This is a genomic window from Thermomonas sp. S9, from assembly GCF_024704365.1.
GTDB lineage: Bacteria > Pseudomonadota > Gammaproteobacteria > Xanthomonadales > Xanthomonadaceae > Thermomonas.
The window spans coordinates 2,497,511-2,515,267 of the sequence record NZ_JAJDFY010000001.1; the positions used below are offsets into that span (position 1 = coordinate 2,497,511).

Consider the following 17,757-nt stretch of genomic DNA (forward strand, 5'->3'; position numbering starts at 1 on the left):
GGGGCCATGCCGACCGTTTTGGCGCTGGCGCTGGCCGTGGCCGCCGCCGGCGAAGGCGTGCCGGTGTATCGGTATGAGAGCGTGGCGCGCAGGAGCTTCGCGCCGCGATTCGATGATCTTGACGGGCGCGGACGCGCCCAGGAGTGGGCCGGATGGTGACCGTGAGAAAACAGGATTTGACCGGCGAAATCGCCCGCCCGTCGCAGACGGGGCTGCGCTCTGTCTGGCAATGGCGGCCGCTGGCCAGCATGACCCCGGCCATGGTGGCAGACGTGCTGCGCCGGGCGGCGATGGGCGATGCGCATGACTTCCTGATCGCCGCCGACGACATCCGCGAAAAAGACTTGCACTACCGCGCCGTGCTGCAGACCCGCGCGCTGGCGGTGGCGGGCCTGCCGGTGGACATCCAGCCCTGGGACGACTCGGCCAAGGCCAAGCGCGCCGCAGATCTGGTGCAGGATGTGCTGCGAGATGGCGACTACAGCCGGATCATCGCGCACCTCATGGACGCGGTGGCCAAGGGCTATGCCGTGGCCGAGATCATCTGGGAGACCGCTGGCGGCGTGTGGTACCCGCGCGAGATCGTGCCGCGCGAGGCGCACTGGTTCGCCTTCGACCGCGATACCGGGCGGCTGTTGCGCCTGGTGGATGGCAGCGCGGAAGGGGCCGGGATCCCGCCCTACCGCATGATCGTCCATGCCCCGCCGCTTTCCGCCGGCATTCCGCTGCTGGGCGGGGTGGCGCGCAGCGCGCTGTGGGCCTGGGTGTTCAAATCGTATGCAATGCGCGATTGGGCCCGGTTCTGCGAGCTGTTCGGCCAGCCCATCCGGGTGGGCAAATACCACCAGGGCGCCAGCCCCGACGACGTGGCCGTGCTCAAACAGGCGGCCTTCAGCCTCGGCAGTGATGCCGCCGCCGTGATCCCGCAGGAGATGGCGCTGGAACTCATCGAGAGCGGCAGCAAGTCCGCCAGCGCCGACCTCTACCACACGCTGATCGACTACCTCGACCGTCAGGTCAGCAAGGCCGTGCTCGGCCAGACCATGACCACCGACGATGGATCGAGCCTGGCCCAGGCCAGGGTGCACGCCGAGGTGCGCGCCGACATCCTGCGGGCGGATGCGCGGGCCATGGCCGCCACGCTCACCCGCGACCTGATCGCGCCCATCGTGCGGCTTAACGTTGGCGAGGACGCGCCGCTGCCCATCCTCACCCTGCGCGTGGACGAGCCGGAGGACATGGCGGCGCTGGCCGATCAGGTCGTCAAGCTCACCCAGGCCGGGCTGCCGGTGCCGCAGTGGTGGGTGCGGGAGAAGTTCGGCATCCCGGCGGCGGCGGCGGGCGAGGCGGTGCTCGTTCCGGCTCAATCCGGTCAAACCGGGTTAAACCCGACTGGCGAACCATTGGCGAACCGAATGGCGAACCGCGCCGCAACTTCGGGCTCGCCAATGGCCGTGTCCGCATTCGAGGCGACGAAACACAGTGCCGACGGCGCGCCGGACGCGCTGGACGAGCTGGCGGGCGAAGCGCTCGCGGACTGGGAGGCGCAACTTGCGCCGGCCGCCGACAGCCTGCAAGCGCTGCTCGATGAGGCGGCTGCGCGCGGAGCAAGCGCCGCCGAGCTCATCGACATCCTGGCGCAGCATCTGCCCGAGATGAATATCGACGCACTGGCCGAGCGGCTGACGCGCGCGCAGTTCGCGGCGCGGCTGGCCGGTGTGCATGGCCTGCAAGCCGCGCGGGAGAGTGAGTGATGGACGAGGCCGACATCGCCGCCGAGCGCATCGAACGCGAGATGGCGAGCCTGCTCGCTCTGCGTCGCCACACCGGCCCTGCGCCTACCGGCGCATGCCTGTGGTGCGGCGAGCCGCTCGCGCCCAGCCTGAGATGGTGCAGCGCCGAATGCCGCGACGACTGGGAGCGCAAGCATGCCCGTGCGCATCGCCGCTGATCCGATTGACGCGCCCATCATGGCGCCTGCTGCGCCGGACGAGTTCGCGCGCGCATTCCTGCTGCCGCCAGAGGAGGCGGTGCGCTACATGCAAGGGCGCGACGCGGTGCGCATCACCTACGACTGGCACGAGCTGTGGCATGACGAGCATGCGCGCGCCTTCACGGTGAGCCGCCTGGCGCGCGCCGACCTGTTGCAGTCGCTCCATGAGCAGCTCGCCCGCTCGGTGGCGGGCGACCTGACCCGCCGCGACTGGATGCGCGACGCGCGCGCTGCTCGACAGGCGGGATGGTGGGGTGAGAAGACCGTCGTCGGGCCAGAAGGCGAGGCGCGCAAGACGCGCTTCAATCCCCGCCGCCTGCAACTCATCTACGACGTCAACACCCGCATGGCGCACGCCGCCGGGCGCTGGGAGCGCATCCAGGCGGCCAAGGCGAGCCACCCATATCTGCGCTATGTCACGCGCGCCGACGAGCGCGTGCGCCAGTCCCACCGCCCGTGGCACGGCGTGACGCTGCCGGTGGACGATCCGTGGTGGCGGACGCACTACCCGCCCTGCGGCTGGCGCTGCCGCTGCGTGGCGGTGCCGATGCGGCGCGAGGAGTATGAGGCGCGCGACGATCTGAAGAAGTCCGCGCCGCAGGAGCCGGATGTGCAATGGACCAACCCGCGCACCGGCGAAGTCCGGCGCGTTCCCTGGGCCATCGACCCAGGCTTCGGCTACAACGTGGGCGACGCCAGCCTGCGCTGGCGGGGACTGATCGATGCCGCGCGCGATAAGGTGGCAGGCTACGCCGCCGCCATCGGGGCGCATATGGCCGAGGACCTTGCGCCGCTCATCGAGCGCGACTGGCAAGCCTGGGTGGATGCGGCGCTGGCCGGCACGGAGCGCAACCGTCTGGGGTGGCTCGGGGTGATCTCCGCGCGCGATCTGGCGCATCTGGCGGCCGCCGGAATCGCACCGCAAAGCGCCGAGGTCATGGTGCGCCCCGGCCTGCTCTACGGACCGAAGGCCGGCCGTCATCGCGACGACGGCAACGCGCTCGCCGATGCGCAATGGCGCGAACTGCCCAGCCTGTGGCGGCAGGCCGTGGCGCTCGTGCTCGATCTCAAGAGCGGCAAGCCATTGTGGCTGCTGCCCGGCGCGGATGCACGCACGCCGCAGTTAGCGGTGGAGGTGGATTTCGTGACAGGCCGCCCCAAGCGCGTGACCAATGCGGCCAAGTCGGCCTACCTGCAATCGGTGGATGTGCTCAACCGGCGCCTGAAGGCCGGGGAGCTGCGCGTGTTGTGGGGGGCTGGTGATGCGCGGTGGGACTCGAACCCACACATTCTCCGCTGGCGCGGTCCCGTTACCTGTCAGGGCGCAACGCACCACCACCACGGCTCAGTATAGCCTACCCGCCCGCGCGTCAAAGCGCGCCGTCTGGCTGGCATGATGGAGGCGCCATGATCAGGATCGACATCGACGACCGCGAGGTGCGCCAGGCGCTCGAGCCGCCTCCAGCAGCGCGTCTCCGACCTGACGCCCGCGATGCGGGAGATCGCCATGGAGCTCGAGGCACGGGCGCTCAACCGCTTCGAGACCGAGCGCGACCCGGCGGGCCGCCCGTGGCAGCCCCTGTCGCCCGTGACGCTGGCCAGGAAAAAAGGGCGCGGCGGCATCCTCTACCAGACCGGCGACCTGCTGGACAGCGCAACGAGCCGCGCCGGGCGCGACGTCGCCGAGGTAGGCTTCGGCCTGCGCTATGCCGTCTTCCACGAGTACGGTACGAAGAAGATGCCAAGGCGTGGCCTGCTCATGGCCGACCCCGAGGCGCGCACCCTGGGCGAGGATGACAAGCGCGCCATCCTGAGATCATCGGCGAGCACCTTTCCGGCGGCTGAGACGCAAACCCGGCGCGGCGCTATCTGCCTATCACCGAGGCTGGCCGGATGGACGAGCAGGCGCGCGCGCTGGTGCTGGAGGCCGTCCGGGCATTCCTGGCCGACGCCTGACCGCCAACCGCGTAGAACGCGCTGTGCGCGCATTTCATGCGCCGCCGCTACCAACGTACCACCCGGATCGACTAAAACGCGCCAGCGCCCGTTTAAACGCACTTCAAACGCGGTCACGGGGTGGCGCCATGGCCGGCCGTTGCCCATGGCGCACGTGGCCTGACCGCAACCCCCGTTGGCGCCCCTTCAAAGGCCGCGCCTGCGGCCTTTGTCTTTGCGGGCCGACCCGGGTCGGCCTGTTGCAGGTCGCGGCGGCACCGGATTCTGGGCGCATGGCCACGCCGTCCCACGTCCGTCCCCGATCCCCTGCCCGTCTGCTGGCGCGGGACGTGCTGGCCATGTCGCTGCATGCAGACCCTGATCCCCAGGGTGGGGCGGTATCCCCGCCGGAGTGGGTGCATCTCATCCCGGCGGGGGTGTTTTCCGGGCGCGACGGCCGCGGCCCCTACACCCTCGACGCCGCCGCCGTGCTGGAGGCCTTCGCCCGCCACGGCGCCGACCTGCCGATCGACTACGAGCACCAGAGCCTGACGGCCACCGACAAGGCCGGCCCGGTGCCGGCCGCGGGCTGGATCACGGCGCTGGACATGCGCGAGGACGGCCTGTGGGCGCGCGTCACCTGGACGCCGCAGGCGGCCGCCCTGCTGGCCGCGCGCGAGTACCGCTACCTCTCGCCGGTGTTCATGCATCGCCAGGACGGCGCCATCGTCGAGCTGGTCGGCGCCGGCCTGACCCATACCCCCCAACCTGCACCTGCGCGCGGCCGCCGCGCGCCAACTGGAGGCTCATGCCGTGGATGAACTGCTGGAACGCCTGATCTACATGCTCAACCTGCCGGTCACGGCGACCGCCGACGAGGTGGCCGCCGAGCTGCAGAAGCTGATCGACCGCCTCACTGCCGCCGAGGCCGCCGCGCAGGCGGCGCAGTCCGCGCAGCCGGCCGCGCCGGACCCGGCGCAGTGGGTGCCCATGAGCCAGCACAAAAGGGTGGCCGAGGAGCTTTCGAAGCTCCAGATGGATGTCGCCGCGGAGAAGGCCGAGGCCGCAGTGAGCGCCGCCATGAGCGCGGGCAAGCTCGCCCCGGCACTGAAAGACTGGGCCATCGCCTACGCCAGCCGCGACCCGCAGGGCTTCGCCGCCTGGGCCAAGGCCGCGCCGGTGATCGTCGCCGCCGACAAGGATGCGCATTCCGTCGCCTCGGCTGCGAGCACGGATGCCGGGCTCACCGAGGAGGATCGCATCGCCTGCCAGCTGCTCGGCATGAGCGAGGCCGAGTTCGCCGCGCACAAGCAGGAGATCGCCCGTGCGTGAAATTCTGCGCGACAACGACGCAGGCCGCCGCCTGATTCTAGAGCGGCTCTACGTCGAGCGCATGGCCGCCAGCCAGCAGGAGGTGGGCGGCTTCATCCCGCGCCGCGCGCTGGCCGATCTGGCCGCGCATGTGGACTTCCTGCTCGCCACCCTGGCCGAGCAGGGGCTCGTGCGCCGCGACGGCGACCGCTACCGCATCACCGGCGCAGGCTGCGCCCATCTCGAATCCACCGCAAAGGAGTAAACAGGCATGGCCATCATCACCCCCGCGCTGATCACCAGTCTGCGCACCGGCTTCTCGAAAGCCTTCCAGGACGCGCTGGCCGCGACCCCCACCGATTGGGAGAAGATCGCAACCCGCGTTCCGTCTTCAAACACCTCGAACACCTACGGCTGGCTCAACCAGTTCCCGAAGCTGCGCGAATGGGTGGGCGACCGGGTGGCCAAGGACATGGCCTCCAGCGCCTACCAGGTGCAGAACAAGCTCTACGAGGGCACCGTCGCGGTCAAGCGCACCGACATCGAGGATGACAACGTCGGCGTCTATACGCCACTGTTCGCCGAGATGGGGCGCGCGGCGAAGGCGCACGCCGATGAACTGGTCTTCGCCCTGCTGGCCGCCGGCGAGACGACGCTGTGCTTCGATGGCCAGAACTTCTTCGACACCGACCACCCGGTCTATCCGAACGTGGACGGCACCGGCACGGCGGCGCTGGTTGCCAACCTGCAAGCCGGCACCGATCCTGCCTGGTATCTGCTCGACGCCAGCCGGGCGCTGAAGCCGCTGATCTTCCAGGAGCGCACCACGCCGGAGCTCGAGGCCATGACCAGCTCCCAGGACGAGGGCGTGTTCATGCGCGACGAGTACCGCTACGGCATCCGCTATCGCTGCAACGCCGGCTTTGGCTTCTGGCAGCTGGCCTACAAGAGCAAGGCCGCGCTCGATGCCGCCAACTTCAACGCCGCGATGGCCGCGATGATGGGCATCAAGGCCGACGGCGGCCGGCCGATGGGCGTCAAGCCCACGCATCTAGTGGTGCCGTCCACCCTGCGCGCGCAGGCGCTCTCGCTCATCGAGGCGCAGCAGATCACCGGCGGCGAGAGCAACCCGAATTACCGCGCGGTCGAGGTCATCGTCTCGCCGTGGCTGAGCTAAGGGGTGACGCATGGCCCGCGCCGATAAAACCGCCGCCCAGCCCGCCGCCTCCACCGTGCGCCTGATGGTGCGCACCGTGGCGGCGCTGGGCGATATGCCGCGCTACCGCGCCAATCTCGGCCCCTTCGGCCGCGAGCCGAAGCTCATCGAGGCCGAGCCCTGGCAGGCCGAGGCGCTGCGCGCAGATCCGATGCTGGCCGTGGCCGAGGTCAAGGATTAAGGCATGGCCTACGCCACGCTCGCCGACCTCATCACCCGCTACGGTGAGGATGAGATCGCCCAGCGCACCGACCGCACCGGCTCGGGCGTGGTCGATGCCGCCGTGGCCCAGCGTGCGCTCGACGACGCGCAGGCCGAGATCGACGGCTATATCGCCAGCCGCTACAAGCTGCCGCTGCCGACCGTGCCGGCAGCGCTCGCGCGCATTGCCTGCGACATCGCGCGCTACCGGCTGTGGGAGGACGTCGCCTCCGACGAGGTGCGCCGCCGCTACGAGGATGCGCGCAAGCTGCTGGAGGCGATCGCCAAGGGCATCGTGAGTCTGGGCCTGCCGGCCGTTCTTCCGCCCGCGAGCCAGCCGGCGCTGTCGCTCGCCGCCGCCAAGAGCGGGCCGGCGCCGGTGTTCGGACGCGACGGCATGGAGGGCTGGTGATGCTGGCCATCGAGCGCCTGATCCGCGACCGCCTGGCCGCCATCCCGGACGTGCCGGGCGGCGTGTCATCGGTCGCCGAGCTGTCCATGGAGGCCGTGGCAGGGCGGCGCTTCCCGGCCCTGTTCGTCGGTGCCGACGGCTACCGCGTCGAGGACGACAAATCGCCCGGCGCCATCGCCGTGGCCAGCCGCTGGCTGGTCATCGTGGCCGTGCGCCATGTGGGCGACGCCAGGGGCGGCTCGGCCGCGCGCGATGCGGCCTCCGATCTGGCGACCGAGGTCATGGCGCGCCTGTACCGCTGGCAGCCGCCAGGCCACAAGCCGCTGATGGCAGCCGCTCCACCGAAGCCGGACTACGCCACCGGCGTGCTGCTCTACCCGCTGGCATTCGAGGCCATCCACATCATCAACCGCAAGGAGTAAGTCATGAGCTACTTTTCCGGACAGGGGCGCGTCTATCTCGCCGCCCGCGATACCAACGGCAACCCGCTCGCCTTGCGCTGGGTGGGCAACGTGCCGGATCTGAAGGTCTCGCTCAACGTGGAGACCATCGAGCACAAGGAGTCCCACTCCGGCCAGCGGCTCACCGACTTGCAGCTGATCAAGAGCAAGGACGGGGAGTTTTCCTGCACGCTCGGAGGAGATTTCCACCGAGAACCTGGAGCTCTCGCTCTTCGGCCAGACCTCCAGCGTGACCGCCGGCACGGTGACCGACGAGACGCTGCCGACCGGCATCGTGGCGGGCGATGGTGCGGCTGCTGGCCAATCAGTTCGTGTCGGCGGTACTGGTCACGGATTCGGCGAGTACGCCGGCGACCCTCGCGGCCGGCACCGACTACAAGGTGCATGCCGCGCAGGGCGCGATCGAGTTCCTCAACGTCACCGGCTTCACCCAGCCGTTCAAGGTCGATTACAGCTTTGGTGCGGCCAAGCGCACGGCGATGTTCAAGTCGCCGCAGCCGGAGGTGTGGCTGCGCTTCGACGGCATCAACACGGCGGACGGCAACAAGCCTGTCGTCCTCGATCTCTACCGCGTGGCGCTCAACCCGACCAAGGACCTGTCGCTGATCTCGGATGAACTTCAGCGCTTCGAGCTCTCCGGCCGGGTGCTGGCGGATGTGAGCAAGGATGCCGCAGGCCCGCTCGGCCAGTTTGGCCGGTTGATCATGCAGGGATAAGCGATGGCGACGCTCAACGTCCCGCTGCCGGATAGCGGCTGGGTGCAGGTGGCGGCGGATACCGATGCGGGGTTCCTGGCGCAGGGCGGCGGATCGTATGCGCTCGAGGGCCACCACCGATGCGCCGACGCCGCCGTCCGTGCGCGGGTTCGTGCTGCCCGCCGCGCAGCTGGTCGGCCGTGGGCTGCTGGGGCCTGGGTATGTCTGGGTGCGGCAGTACCCCACCGACACCGGCTATGCGGTGACCCTGACGGTATCGAGGTGACCCATGGCCCTCTACGATCTGGCAGGCAGCCTGTACGGCCCCGGCAGCGCAGGCGGCGCCACCGGAGTCGGCGTGCCCGTGGGCGGCGTGATCGCCCATCCTGGTCCACAGCCATCGGGGTATGCGCCGATGGCCGGCCAGTATCTGGACCTTGCGCAGTATCCGGCGCTGACCGGGTGAACGATCCGCCCCTTGGCGCGGTGTTCACTACCCGCAGCGTGGGCGCGTCGATTTATTCCGTGATCAAGGCAGGGGCGCTATATGTGGCGACCGGGGGTGCCGGCGTCGTGCGCACCAGCGCGGACGTCGTGACCTGGACGACCCGCACATCGGGGACCAGCTATAACCTCTACGCCACGGCATGGTCGGGTGCGCTGCTGGTGGCGGTGGGCAACAATGGAACGCTCGTCACCAGCGCCGACGGCATCACCTGGACGGCGCGCAGCAGCGGCACGACACAGACGCTCTACAGCGTGACGTGGTCGTCGGCGCGTGGGCTGTTCGTGGCCGTGGGCAGCGCAGGAACGCTCATCACCAGCCCCGATGGCATCACCTGGACGGCGCGCAGCAGCGGCACGACGCAGACGCTCAACAGCGTGGTGTGGGTGGCGGGCCTGGGGCTGTTCGTGGCCGTGGGCAGCGCAGGAACGCTCATCACCAGCCCCGATGGCATCACCTGGACGGCGCGTAGCAGCGGCACGACGCAGACGCTGCAGGCCATCGCCTGGTCGGGGAGCGAGCTGATGGCGGTGGGGCAAAACGTGGCGTGTGTCAGCCCCGACGGCATCACCTGGACGGCGCGCAGTCATACGCTGGGGTACATGACCCTGCTGACCTATGCGGACGGGCGCTGGGTGGCTGGCGTCAGCATGGCGTACACCGCCAGCAGCGACAGCGGTATCACATGGTCACTGCCGATGTCGGTGGGCGGCACCGTCGCCTACCAGCCTCTCGTGGAGGAGGCGATGGTCTGGCTGCCGTCAGGCACATCGCTGATTGGACTGCCGCGCTCGCGGCCGGGCTACAGGTATCTGCCGGCGCTGTCTGCAGCGCCAGGCACCACGTATTACATGCGGGTGGCGTGATGGCTGTGTACAGCTACGATGATTATGGATTCCTGTCCGACCAGCCGATCGCGGGCCGCCAGACGCCCATCGCCCCACCACCGGCCCCGTGGCCGGACGGACAGCGCCCCAATTGGACCGGCGTGGAATGGACCATGCTCGCCTACCCGCCGCCGCCAGCGCCCGTCCCGGTGCCGGATGCCGTCACGCCGCGCCAGATCCGGCAGGCGCTGAACCGTGCTGGGCTGCGGGATGCGGTGGAGGCGGCGGTCGCCGCGGCAGGCCGCGACGTGCAGGACTGGTGGGAGTTCGCACTGACCATCGAGCGCGCGCACCCCATGGTGGAGGCTATGCTGCCAGCGCTCGGGCTGACGCCGGCGCAGGCGGATGACATCTTCAGGCTTGCGGGGACGCTATGAGCACACCCTTTGCAACGCGCGTCCAGCACCTGCTCATCGCGATGGATCAGCTGCTGTGGGTGGCGCTCACGCTGGGCGATGGTCTGCCGGACGAAACAGTCAGCGCGGCTGCCTGGCGGATGGAGCGCCAAAGGAAGCTCGCCGGCCGCATCCTGCGCCCGCTGATCGACATGATCTTCCGGCCGATCGAGCGTGACCATTGCCGCGCCAGCTTCGAGGCCGAGTGCCGGCGCAGCCAGCCACCACACATCTACGACACGGAGAGCACATTGCATGACTGACATCGCCCCCGTCACCGTCCGTGACCTGCCCGCGTTCCTGGCGGCCATCGAGCCGATCGCGCGCGAGCTTGCCAGCGGCGATATCGCTGGCGCGCTGCTGCGCCATGCCGATGCGGTGATCGAGGCCACCGCCATCGGCGCGGGCGTCGATCGTGCCTGGCTGGAGGCGCAGCAGACCGATGTGCTGGTGGAACTCGCGGCGAAGGTGCTGGAGGTGAACGCGGATTTTTTCGCGCACCGCGTGCTGCCGGCGCTCCATCAGGCCGCCGATCGCCTGGCGCTGATCGCCTCTGGTGGCACGTATGGATCGCCCGGCTCGTCGGAGCAGGCTTCGGCTACCGCGACGTAATGGCCATGCCGTGGCCGCAGGCGCGGGACTTTCTCGACGCGGCGGCCCGGCTGGAGCGCGAACGGCTGATGCAGTCGGCGGTGGCCGCCCGCGCGGCGCAGGCCGACGAGAAGGGGTGGAAGGCGTGGGTGAAGGAGATGTGCCGTGGCGAGTGAGCGCCTTCAGCGCGAGTTCGGCCAGAACAGCACGGTGCGAACGCGCTTGGCCCATCGCGCACCAAGCCCTTCGGCCACGCCCAGCACCACGCACAGCACCAGAAAGGCCGCCATCAGCACCAGCCACCACCGCGGCATGAGGAACACTGCCAGCACGGCAGTGAACGCCAGGCCGAGATAAAAGAAGTACCGCACGAAGAGCGCCAGGACGTCCGCCATGACCAGAGACCTCAAAGTCGCGCTGCGGATCACGGCCAGGCGATAGCACCCAGGGGGTGCTCGGCAAGACGCGCGCCGGTCTGGAGTCGATCTCGCGCCAGCTGGAGGTGGCGCGTAATGCGTTCGTGGCATTCCAGGGTGCACTGCAGCTCAGGGCCGGCATTGCCGGCCTGGCGGCGCTGGCCGACCAAGTGCAACAGGCCAATGCGCGGCTCAGACTTGCGACCAGTTCCGTGCAGGAGTTTGCCGCCGCGCAGGCGCTGGCCTATCGCGTGGCGGCCCAGACGGGCGCAGGCTATGAGGCGGTATCGACGCTCTATACCCGTCTGGCGCAGGCCGCCGGCGGCCTGGGCATCACCCAGGCGCAGGTGGCCAGGACCACGGAAGCCACGGCGCTGGCGCTCAAGGTGTCCGGGGCGTCGGCCGGGGAGTCCGCCGCGGTCATCACGCAGCTGTCGCAGGCCTTGGGCTCCGGCGTGCTGCGCGGCGATGAGTTCAACTCCATCATGGAGAACGGCGGGCGCCTGGCGCAAGCGCTGGCCGACGGTCTAGCCTGCCGGTGGGCCGGATGCGTGAACTCGCCGAAGCTGGCTTGCTGACCACGGATGTGGTCGTGCGCGCTCTGGAGTCTCAGTCCGGCAGGCTCAAGGCAGAGGCTGCCACGATGCCTGTGACCATCGGCCAGGCGCTCTCGCAGGTGCGCGATGAGTTCGGGCGGACGATCGACAGGATCAACCAGTCGGTGGGCGCGACGTCGGCTGTGTCCAGCGCGTTTACGGCGCTGGCCCGCCACATGAAGGACGTGATCGGGGGTGTCGCCGTTGCGGCGGTGGGTGCACTGACCGTGGCGACGTTTCGCGGCGGGCAGGAGGCCGTGGCGTATGTGCAGAAGCAGCTGGCCAAAATTGCCGCAGACCGGCAGGCGGCGATTGCGGCACAGGCGGTGGCCGCGAATGAAGTCGCCAAGGCGCAGGCCATGCTGGCCGCGGCGCAGGCGGCGGTGGCCTCATCCAGCGGCATGGCGCGTCTGACGGTCGTGCAGACGCAGTTGGTGCCGGCCCAGCAGAAGCTGGCGGCCGCGCAGAATGCCTTGAACGCGGCGCAGGCGGCCGGAACCGTGACCGCCCGCGCGCTCTCGGCGGCGATGGCGGCGATCGGCGGCCCTATCGGGTTGATCCTGACGCTGCTGACCGCCGGCGCCACCGCCTGGGTAATCTGGGGCGACAAGGCGGCCGAGGCTGGCGACAAGGCCAAGGCGGCCGCCGACAAGGCCCGCGATGCCATCGAGCAGGCCAATGCGGCGCGCGACCGCCTGGCGCGCGAGCAGCGCTTCGGCAGTGGCGATGCAGGCGCGCTGCGCGAGGGGATCGCGGCCGCTGGCGCGGAGATCGCCGCCAAGACCCAGGCGCTGATCGCCGCCCAACGCGACGCCGAGAGCGCACGACAGAGAATCCTCTACGCGCAAGAGCGGGACGGGCTGGCCGCCGTGGCGGCGTATCAGCGCCAGATCGACAAGATCAAGGCGCTACGCGCGGAGATCGCGGGCCTGCAGCGCGACCGCGAGGCCAACATCCAGGCGCTGGCCAGACTACCCGCCAGTGGGGAATCTGGGGGTATGACGGCGCTGGGCCGGGAGGTGATGGGCAAGCAATTCGACGCATTCCTCGAGCAGTACCGCGCCAAGATCGACCCGCTGGCCGCCGCGCTCAAGGACCTGCGCGAGCAGGCGCAGCGCGCCGGGGTCGCGCTCGACTCTCCGAAGTTCAAGGACGCCGAAGCGCTGGTCCGGAAGGCGTTTGCCAGGAAAAGCGCGGCCGATGGTGCCTCGCCTATGGCCGCGCGCGAGCAGTTCGATGCCGAACTGACGCTGCTCAAAGACGCATTGCAGCGCCAGCAACGCGCGCTCGACGCGGCGCTGCAAGACCGCCTGATCTCGCTGCGCGACTACTATGCGCGCAAGACGGCGCTGGAGCAGCAGGAAGTCGATGCCGAGATCGCCCGCAAGCAGCAGGAACTCGCCCGCAGCCGGCAGGTCGCCGCAGGCGCCGGCAACGAGAACGAGCGCCTGCGCGCACGCGGCGAGGTCGCGCGGATCGAGGCCGAGCTGATCGTCCTCAACAACAAGCGCGCCGACATCGAGCAGGCCAACGCTAGAGCCGCCGCCCAGGCCGAGCGCGAATTGGCCGATGCGCTGGCACAGGCACGCGAGGAACTCGCCCAGCTCACCGGCACCGACACGGCGGAAGACCTGCGCGCCGCGATCGAGCGCAGCTACCGGGATCTTCGCGCACGCCTGGCGGCCGAGAACGACGCCGCGGGCGTGGCGCTGATCGACCGGCTCATCGACGTCAAGGCCGCACAGGCCAACCTCGAGGCGATCGAAGCCCAGTGGCGGCAGGTCACGGAGCGGCTGCGCAACGCCCAGGAGGCGATCCAGATCCAGACCCAGGCCGGCTTGCTCACCGAAGCCCAGGCCCGGAAGCAGATCGTGGCCCTGCAGCAGCAATCGGCGGCCGAGATGCAGCGCCTGCTGCCCGCGATGCAGCAGGCCGCGCAGGCGATCGGCCCGGAGGCGGTGATCCGCGTGGCGGCCTTCCGCAACGAGCTGGAACGCACGCGGCTGGTCACCGATGAACTCGCGCCGGTGTGGAACCGCATCGGCGAGGCGTTCGGGCAGGCGGTGCAGGGGATCGTCAGCGGCGCGCAAAGCATGCGCGAGGCGCTCTCCAACATCTTCCGCGCCATTTCCGATGCGTTCTTGCAGGAGATGGTCATCAAGCCGTTCCAGGCGTGGGTGGCGGGGCAGGCGCGGATGCTGGCGGTCAAGCTTGGCTTGCTCCAGCAGGAGCAGGCCGCCGAGACCGCCGCGGCCGCGCAGTCGGTGGCCACCAAGCAGGCCGAGACGGCGGCCAAGGTCAGCGCCAGCGCCGCCGAAGCCGGCGCCGGGGCGGCCGCCTCGCAGGCGTCGATTCCGGTCGTGGGCCCGGGGCTGGCGATTGCCGCGATGGCGGCGATGGTCGCGGCCGTCATGGCGCTGCTGGGCAACATCAAGAAGTTCGCCGCCGGCGGCTATGTCACCGGCCCGGGGACCGGCACCTCCGATTCCATCCCCGCGCGGCTGTCGGCCGGCGAGTACGTGGTGCGGGCCGCGGCCGTGCAGCGCGTGGGCGTGGCGTTTCTGGACGCCATCAATGGCATGCAGGCTCCGCCCGCCTGGGACGGCCAGCGTTTGGCCTTCGCTGCCGGTGGACTGGTGCCATCCGTGCAGCCGCCGCCGGCCGCACCGCAGGTCAACACCGCCGTGCGCATCGTCAACGCCATCGACCCGGGCGTCACCCACGACCACCTGCAAACGCCCGCCGGCGAGCGGGTGATCCTCAACATCATCGGGCGCAACGCACGCGCGGTGCGCGCCGCCCTCCAGGGATAAGCCATGGCCTTGCTCTTCATCGACGGTTTCGACCACTACGACCCGCAGACGCTGGACCCCTTCGGCCAGCCGTGGCCGGCGCGCGGCAAGGCGGCGTATCTGTCGCCGCAGGCCACGCGCATCCCAGGCCGGCGACCCTCGTCCTATGCCTTGCGCCTGCCGGCCGGTGGCGGCGGCGGGTATGTGAAGAACCTGGAGACCGGGCGCACCAGCCTCATCGTGGGTGCGGCGCTGCGCGTGGCGCCGTTCGAGAACACCGGTGAGGAGCCGGTGCTGCTCGGCGTGCGCGACGCCTCCGCGCAGGTCGCCCACCTCGTCAAAATCGGCGAGGACGGGCGGCTGAAGCTCTACCGTCGGCAATCCGGCTATGACCAGTGGATCGCGACCTCGGTCGCGACCGCCCCGCGCGCGGCTGGCACTACGTCGAGCTGCAGGTCGTGCAGGGCACCAGCGACGGCGTGCTGTCGGTGCACCTCAACGGGATACTTGCCATCCAGCTCACCGCGCAGAACACGCTGCAAGGCGGCGGCCAGCTGCTCACCGCCTTCGTGGGTGCCGTGCCGGGGCAACCCTGTCCGATCACGGTCGATGTGGACGACCTGTACCTGGCCGACACCTCTGGCACGCTCAACACCACCTTCCTGGGCGATGTGCGGGTCGATGCGCTCGAGGCGCAGGCCGATGGGGTACTGAACCAGTGGACCGTCGAAGGGGCGGCCAGCGCCTGGCAGGCGGTCAGCGACGGCGATGAGGCCAGCGGCATCCGCGCGAACACCGCCGGCCTGCGCCAGACCTTCGACGTCGAAGCGCTGCCGGTGATGGCCACGCCCGCCCTCCACGGCGTGCAGGTGACGATGCTGGCGCGCAAGACCGATGCCGGCGCGGGGGCGGTCAAGGGGCTGGTGGACAGCGCTGGGCAGACCGCCGTGAGCACCGATGTCGTCCTGCAAGAGCAGCTGGCCTGGCACACGGCGCTGTTCGAACGCGATCCGAACGGCGATGTCCCCTGGACCGAAGCCGCCTTCAACGCGGCCGAGTTCGGCGTGGAGTCGGTATGACGGATCGGCGTCTCGCCACCGGACTGACCGAGACCGCCGCCGGCCCGCAGCCGGGCGCGGCGCTGGCCCTGCTGCGCGCCGAGGCGCTGGCGCGGCCGGATTCCGGGAGCGGCGTGACCCATCTGGCGCCGGAGACGCTCGCCCGGCCGGCGCCCGGGGTGGGGCTGGCCCGGGCCGTGATCGAGGTGCTGCGCCGCGACACCGCCGCCGCGGCGATGGTCGCCGGTGCGCTGGAGGCCTTCGGCGAAGCGCCGTGGCCGCAGGCTCCGCGCGGGGTCTTCGCCTTCCGCCACGACTGGGCCGAACCCCTGGTGGAACGGCTGGAGTGGCAGACGGCCGTCACCCGGCTGGCCAGCGGCAACGAGGCGCGGCAGGCGCTGCGCCTGGTGCCGCGGCGACTGCTGACCTACCACGTCGGCCACGGACGCGCCAGCGATGCGCTGGTCGCCGACTGGCTCGCCGACCACCTCGGGCACATGGCGCTGTGGCCGCTGCCGCATCGGGCGCTGACGCTCAGCCGCCCTGCAGCGCAGGGCGATGATGCACTCGCAGTCGCATCCGTCTCCATCGTCGCCTGGGAGCGCCCGGCGGCCGATCTGCACCTGACCTATGCCGGCGTGGAGGATTGGGGAGACGATGCATGGCGGGCGCTCGTGCTCGCGCCTGACGGCTGGCAGCTGGCTCCGCTCGACTCGGTCGAGGCTGGCACGCTCTGGCTCGCCGCCCCGCTGGCACGCGCGGTGCCGGTAGGCGCGGCCGTCATGCCGCTGGTGTGGGGCATGGCCAGCGAGGCGGCCGATCTGGCGCAATGGGTGCCCGGCGTGGCCGGCGGCCGCGTGACCGCCTCCCTCACGCCCGCGCCCCTGCCGGACATGGACCTGCCGGGCGACCCGCTGCTCGACGGACTGCCGGTGTGGCCCGAAGGCAACTGGCGCGACGACCCTTCCGTCACGGCGCAGGGCATGGTCACCCGGCAGGACCTCTCACCCGCCGACCCCTGGGTGCGGCGTGACGACCCGTGGCCGACGACGACCTTCCAGCGCCGCTATTTGGCCACAGGCCCGCAGAACATCGAGCGCTGGCGGGCGCGGCTGTACCGCGCCCAGGGGCGGCTCGGTGCCTGCTGGCTGCCCGATGGGCTGGCGCCGGTGCTGCGGGTGACGGCGGAGGCCGATCCCGGCGACGGCTTCCTGCGGGTGACGGGCGAGGACATTTCTGCGTTCTGGCACCGCCCGGCGGGCGCGCTGATCCTGCACCCGGACGGCAGCCGGCAGCATGTGCTGACCGCGACCTGCCACCGCGACCAGGGCGGCGTGCTGGTATTGCGCTCGGGCCTCGATGCCGCGGTGCCTGCCGGCAGCCGCGTGGTGCGCCTGGCGCGCTGCCGGCTCGACCACGACGCCGTCGATCTGTACTGGCACACCCCCGCGCTGGTCGAGATCCCCTGACCCTGCGCCAGCTGCCCGAGCCGCGCGGCCAGCAGCGGCCCCCCGCGAGGAATACTGATGGAGATCGACCTGTACGACGTCACCCTCGGCACGCGCGTGTTGCACCTGACGCCGCACGAGACGGTGGTGCAGCTGGACGGCCCGCGCTACCTGCCGCTGCCGATCCGGCGCAATGCGCTGGCGCTCGGGGCCGAGGCGGCCAAGGCGGCGCTGGAGCTGGACGTGCCGCCGGACTGCGAGCTGGTGCGCCAGCTGCTGGCCGCCGCCGTGACCGGCGAGACCTCCATGCTCCGGCTGCGGACCGCACAGCCGGATGCCTATGGTGGCTGGACATTCCTGACGCGCTGGATGGGCCGCGTGCTCGGGGTGGAGGTGGCCGACGACTCTGCGCGCATCCGCGGCGAGTCGGCGCAGGTGAGCCTGAAGCGCATCGGCTTGCGGCGCCTGTACAGCCGCGCCTGCGCGCACGTGCTGTACTCGGCCGCGTGCGGGGCGACGCCGATCGTGGCCAGCGCCGTGGTGAGCAACAGCGCAGGCCGCACCGTCGATCTCGCCGGCGGTGTCCCCGCGGCGGTGGCCGGCATGCTCTCCGGCGGCTGGCTGGAGACGGCCAGCGGCGTGCGCCACATGATCGTGAGCGAATCGACCGCGGGCGTGGAACTGCTGTATCCGGCACCGCTGGCGCCCGGCGACGGCATCACGCTGACGGCCGGTTGCGACCACAGCACGGCCACCTGCGCCGCGCGCTTTTCCAACCTCGACAACTACGGCGGCTTCCCCTTCATCCCGACCAAGAACCCGTTTGCGACCGGAGTGTTTTAACC

General features: G+C 70.5%; 24 protein-coding genes, 1 tRNA gene and 1 pseudogene. 24 read left to right on the forward strand and 2 right to left on the reverse strand.

Annotated elements, in window-relative coordinates:
- Positions 1-6 precede the first annotated feature (6 nt).
- From LJB71_RS12630 to LJB71_RS12640, 3 genes are read left to right on the forward strand one after another with little or no spacing between them, the layout of a single operon-like run.
- On the forward strand, positions 7-159 hold the full coding sequence (locus tag LJB71_RS12630; protein WP_259304457.1) for a hypothetical protein: 153 nt from the start codon (positions 7-9) through the stop codon (positions 157-159).
- Positions 153-1,754: a DUF935 domain-containing protein gene (locus LJB71_RS12635; protein WP_259304458.1), complete on the forward strand. Its 1,602-nt coding sequence runs from the start codon at positions 153-155 to the stop codon at positions 1,752-1,754. Before LJB71_RS12630 ends, LJB71_RS12635 begins: the two co-directional genes overlap by 7 nt.
- Positions 1,754-1,951 (forward strand): hypothetical protein, encoded by a 198-nt coding sequence (locus tag LJB71_RS12640; RefSeq protein WP_259302612.1) that lies wholly within the window; start codon positions 1,754-1,756, stop codon positions 1,949-1,951. Before LJB71_RS12635 ends, LJB71_RS12640 begins: the two co-directional genes overlap by 1 nt.
- Positions 1,952-3,250: 1,299 nt before the next feature.
- Here LJB71_RS12640 and LJB71_RS12645 read toward each other — a convergent pair.
- Positions 3,251-3,327 (reverse strand) — tRNA-OTHER (locus LJB71_RS12645).
- A gap of 128 nt (positions 3,328-3,455) precedes the next feature.
- Between LJB71_RS12645 and LJB71_RS12650 the strand changes: the two are divergent.
- The 16 genes and pseudogenes from LJB71_RS12650 to LJB71_RS12725 all read left to right on the forward strand — a co-directional run.
- Positions 3,456-4,112: pseudogene (locus tag LJB71_RS12650) on the forward strand (phage virion morphogenesis protein); the annotation flags it as partial.
- Between the two features lie 109 nt (positions 4,113-4,221).
- Positions 4,222-4,749, forward strand: a complete 528-nt coding sequence (locus tag LJB71_RS12655) for a phage protease (protein WP_259304459.1) — start codon at positions 4,222-4,224, stop codon at positions 4,747-4,749.
- A complete protein-coding gene (locus LJB71_RS12660) occupies positions 4,742-5,260 on the forward strand; it encodes a phage protease (protein WP_259304460.1) in 519 nt (172 codons plus the stop codon). Before LJB71_RS12655 ends, LJB71_RS12660 begins: the two co-directional genes overlap by 8 nt.
- Positions 5,253-5,504 (forward strand): hypothetical protein, encoded by a 252-nt coding sequence (locus LJB71_RS12665; RefSeq protein WP_259304461.1) that lies wholly within the window; start codon positions 5,253-5,255, stop codon positions 5,502-5,504. Before LJB71_RS12660 ends, LJB71_RS12665 begins: the two co-directional genes overlap by 8 nt.
- Positions 5,505-5,510: 6 nt before the next feature.
- The gene (locus LJB71_RS12670) at positions 5,511-6,416 is read left to right on the forward strand and encodes a Mu-like prophage major head subunit gpT family protein (protein ID WP_259304462.1); all 906 of its coding nucleotides are present in this window, start codon (positions 5,511-5,513) and stop codon (positions 6,414-6,416) included.
- A gap of 10 nt (positions 6,417-6,426) precedes the next feature.
- The gene (locus LJB71_RS12675) at positions 6,427-6,636 is read left to right on the forward strand and encodes a hypothetical protein (protein ID WP_259304463.1); all 210 of its coding nucleotides are present in this window, start codon (positions 6,427-6,429) and stop codon (positions 6,634-6,636) included.
- A gap of 3 nt (positions 6,637-6,639) precedes the next feature.
- Positions 6,640-7,068 carry a phage protein Gp36 family protein gene (locus LJB71_RS12680; RefSeq protein ID WP_259304464.1) on the forward strand — a complete coding sequence of 143 codons (429 nt, stop codon included), beginning with the start codon at positions 6,640-6,642 and terminating at the stop codon, positions 7,066-7,068.
- Positions 7,068-7,490: a hypothetical protein gene (locus LJB71_RS12685; protein ID WP_259304465.1), complete on the forward strand. Its 423-nt coding sequence runs from the start codon at positions 7,068-7,070 to the stop codon at positions 7,488-7,490. Before LJB71_RS12680 ends, LJB71_RS12685 begins: the two co-directional genes overlap by 1 nt.
- Positions 7,491-7,816: 326 nt before the next feature.
- On the forward strand, positions 7,817-8,245 hold the full coding sequence (locus tag LJB71_RS12690; protein ID WP_259304466.1) for a hypothetical protein: 429 nt from the start codon (positions 7,817-7,819) through the stop codon (positions 8,243-8,245).
- A 97-nt stretch (positions 8,246-8,342) separates the two neighbouring features.
- Positions 8,343-8,510: a hypothetical protein gene (locus tag LJB71_RS12695; RefSeq protein WP_259304467.1), complete on the forward strand. Its 168-nt coding sequence runs from the start codon at positions 8,343-8,345 to the stop codon at positions 8,508-8,510.
- A gap of 3 nt (positions 8,511-8,513) precedes the next feature.
- Positions 8,514-8,690, forward strand: a complete 177-nt coding sequence (locus LJB71_RS12700; RefSeq protein ID WP_259304468.1) for a hypothetical protein — start codon at positions 8,514-8,516, stop codon at positions 8,688-8,690.
- The gene (locus tag LJB71_RS12705; protein WP_259304469.1) at positions 8,687-9,595 is read left to right on the forward strand and encodes a hypothetical protein; all 909 of its coding nucleotides are present in this window, start codon (positions 8,687-8,689) and stop codon (positions 9,593-9,595) included. The genes LJB71_RS12700 and LJB71_RS12705 overlap by 4 nt, the downstream gene beginning before the upstream one ends.
- The gene (locus LJB71_RS12710; protein WP_259304470.1) at positions 9,595-9,993 is read left to right on the forward strand and encodes a hypothetical protein; all 399 of its coding nucleotides are present in this window, start codon (positions 9,595-9,597) and stop codon (positions 9,991-9,993) included. Before LJB71_RS12705 ends, LJB71_RS12710 begins: the two co-directional genes overlap by 1 nt.
- Positions 9,990-10,274, forward strand: coding sequence for a hypothetical protein (locus tag LJB71_RS12715; RefSeq protein WP_259304471.1), 285 nt, complete (start codon positions 9,990-9,992; stop codon positions 10,272-10,274). The genes LJB71_RS12710 and LJB71_RS12715 overlap by 4 nt, the downstream gene beginning before the upstream one ends.
- Entirely contained in the window at positions 10,267-10,623 is a 357-nt protein-coding gene (locus tag LJB71_RS12720; RefSeq protein ID WP_259304472.1) for a hypothetical protein, read from the forward strand. Before LJB71_RS12715 ends, LJB71_RS12720 begins: the two co-directional genes overlap by 8 nt.
- Before the next feature lie 5 nt (positions 10,624-10,628).
- Positions 10,629-10,778 (forward strand): hypothetical protein, encoded by a 150-nt coding sequence (locus LJB71_RS12725; protein ID WP_259304473.1) that lies wholly within the window; start codon positions 10,629-10,631, stop codon positions 10,776-10,778.
- 6 nt (positions 10,779-10,784) lie between these two features.
- Here the strand turns inward: LJB71_RS12725 and LJB71_RS12730 are convergent, their stop codons facing one another.
- The gene (locus LJB71_RS12730; protein ID WP_259304474.1) at positions 10,785-10,973 is read right to left on the reverse strand and encodes a hypothetical protein; all 189 of its coding nucleotides are present in this window, start codon (positions 10,971-10,973) and stop codon (positions 10,785-10,787) included.
- An 80-nt stretch (positions 10,974-11,053) separates the two neighbouring features.
- Between LJB71_RS12730 and LJB71_RS12735 the strand changes: the two genes are divergently transcribed.
- The 5 genes from LJB71_RS12735 (at position 11,054) to LJB71_RS12755 (ending at position 17,755) form a co-directional block, all read left to right on the forward strand.
- A complete protein-coding gene (locus LJB71_RS12735; RefSeq protein WP_259304475.1) occupies positions 11,054-11,596 on the forward strand; it encodes a tape measure protein in 543 nt (180 codons plus the stop codon).
- Positions 11,566-14,427, forward strand: coding sequence for a hypothetical protein (locus LJB71_RS12740; RefSeq protein ID WP_345779456.1), 2,862 nt, complete (start codon positions 11,566-11,568; stop codon positions 14,425-14,427). Before LJB71_RS12735 ends, LJB71_RS12740 begins: the two co-directional genes overlap by 31 nt.
- Before the next feature lie 374 nt (positions 14,428-14,801).
- Positions 14,802-15,485 carry a hypothetical protein gene (locus tag LJB71_RS12745; protein ID WP_259304477.1) on the forward strand — a complete coding sequence of 228 codons (684 nt, stop codon included), beginning with the start codon at positions 14,802-14,804 and terminating at the stop codon, positions 15,483-15,485.
- The gene (locus tag LJB71_RS12750) at positions 15,482-16,933 is read left to right on the forward strand and encodes a hypothetical protein (protein ID WP_259304478.1); all 1,452 of its coding nucleotides are present in this window, start codon (positions 15,482-15,484) and stop codon (positions 16,931-16,933) included. The genes LJB71_RS12745 and LJB71_RS12750 overlap by 4 nt, the downstream gene beginning before the upstream one ends.
- 57 nt (positions 16,934-16,990) lie before the next feature.
- Positions 16,991-17,755: a phage BR0599 family protein gene (locus LJB71_RS12755; protein ID WP_259304479.1), complete on the forward strand. Its 765-nt coding sequence runs from the start codon at positions 16,991-16,993 to the stop codon at positions 17,753-17,755.
- Positions 17,756-17,757: the final 2 nt, after the last annotated feature.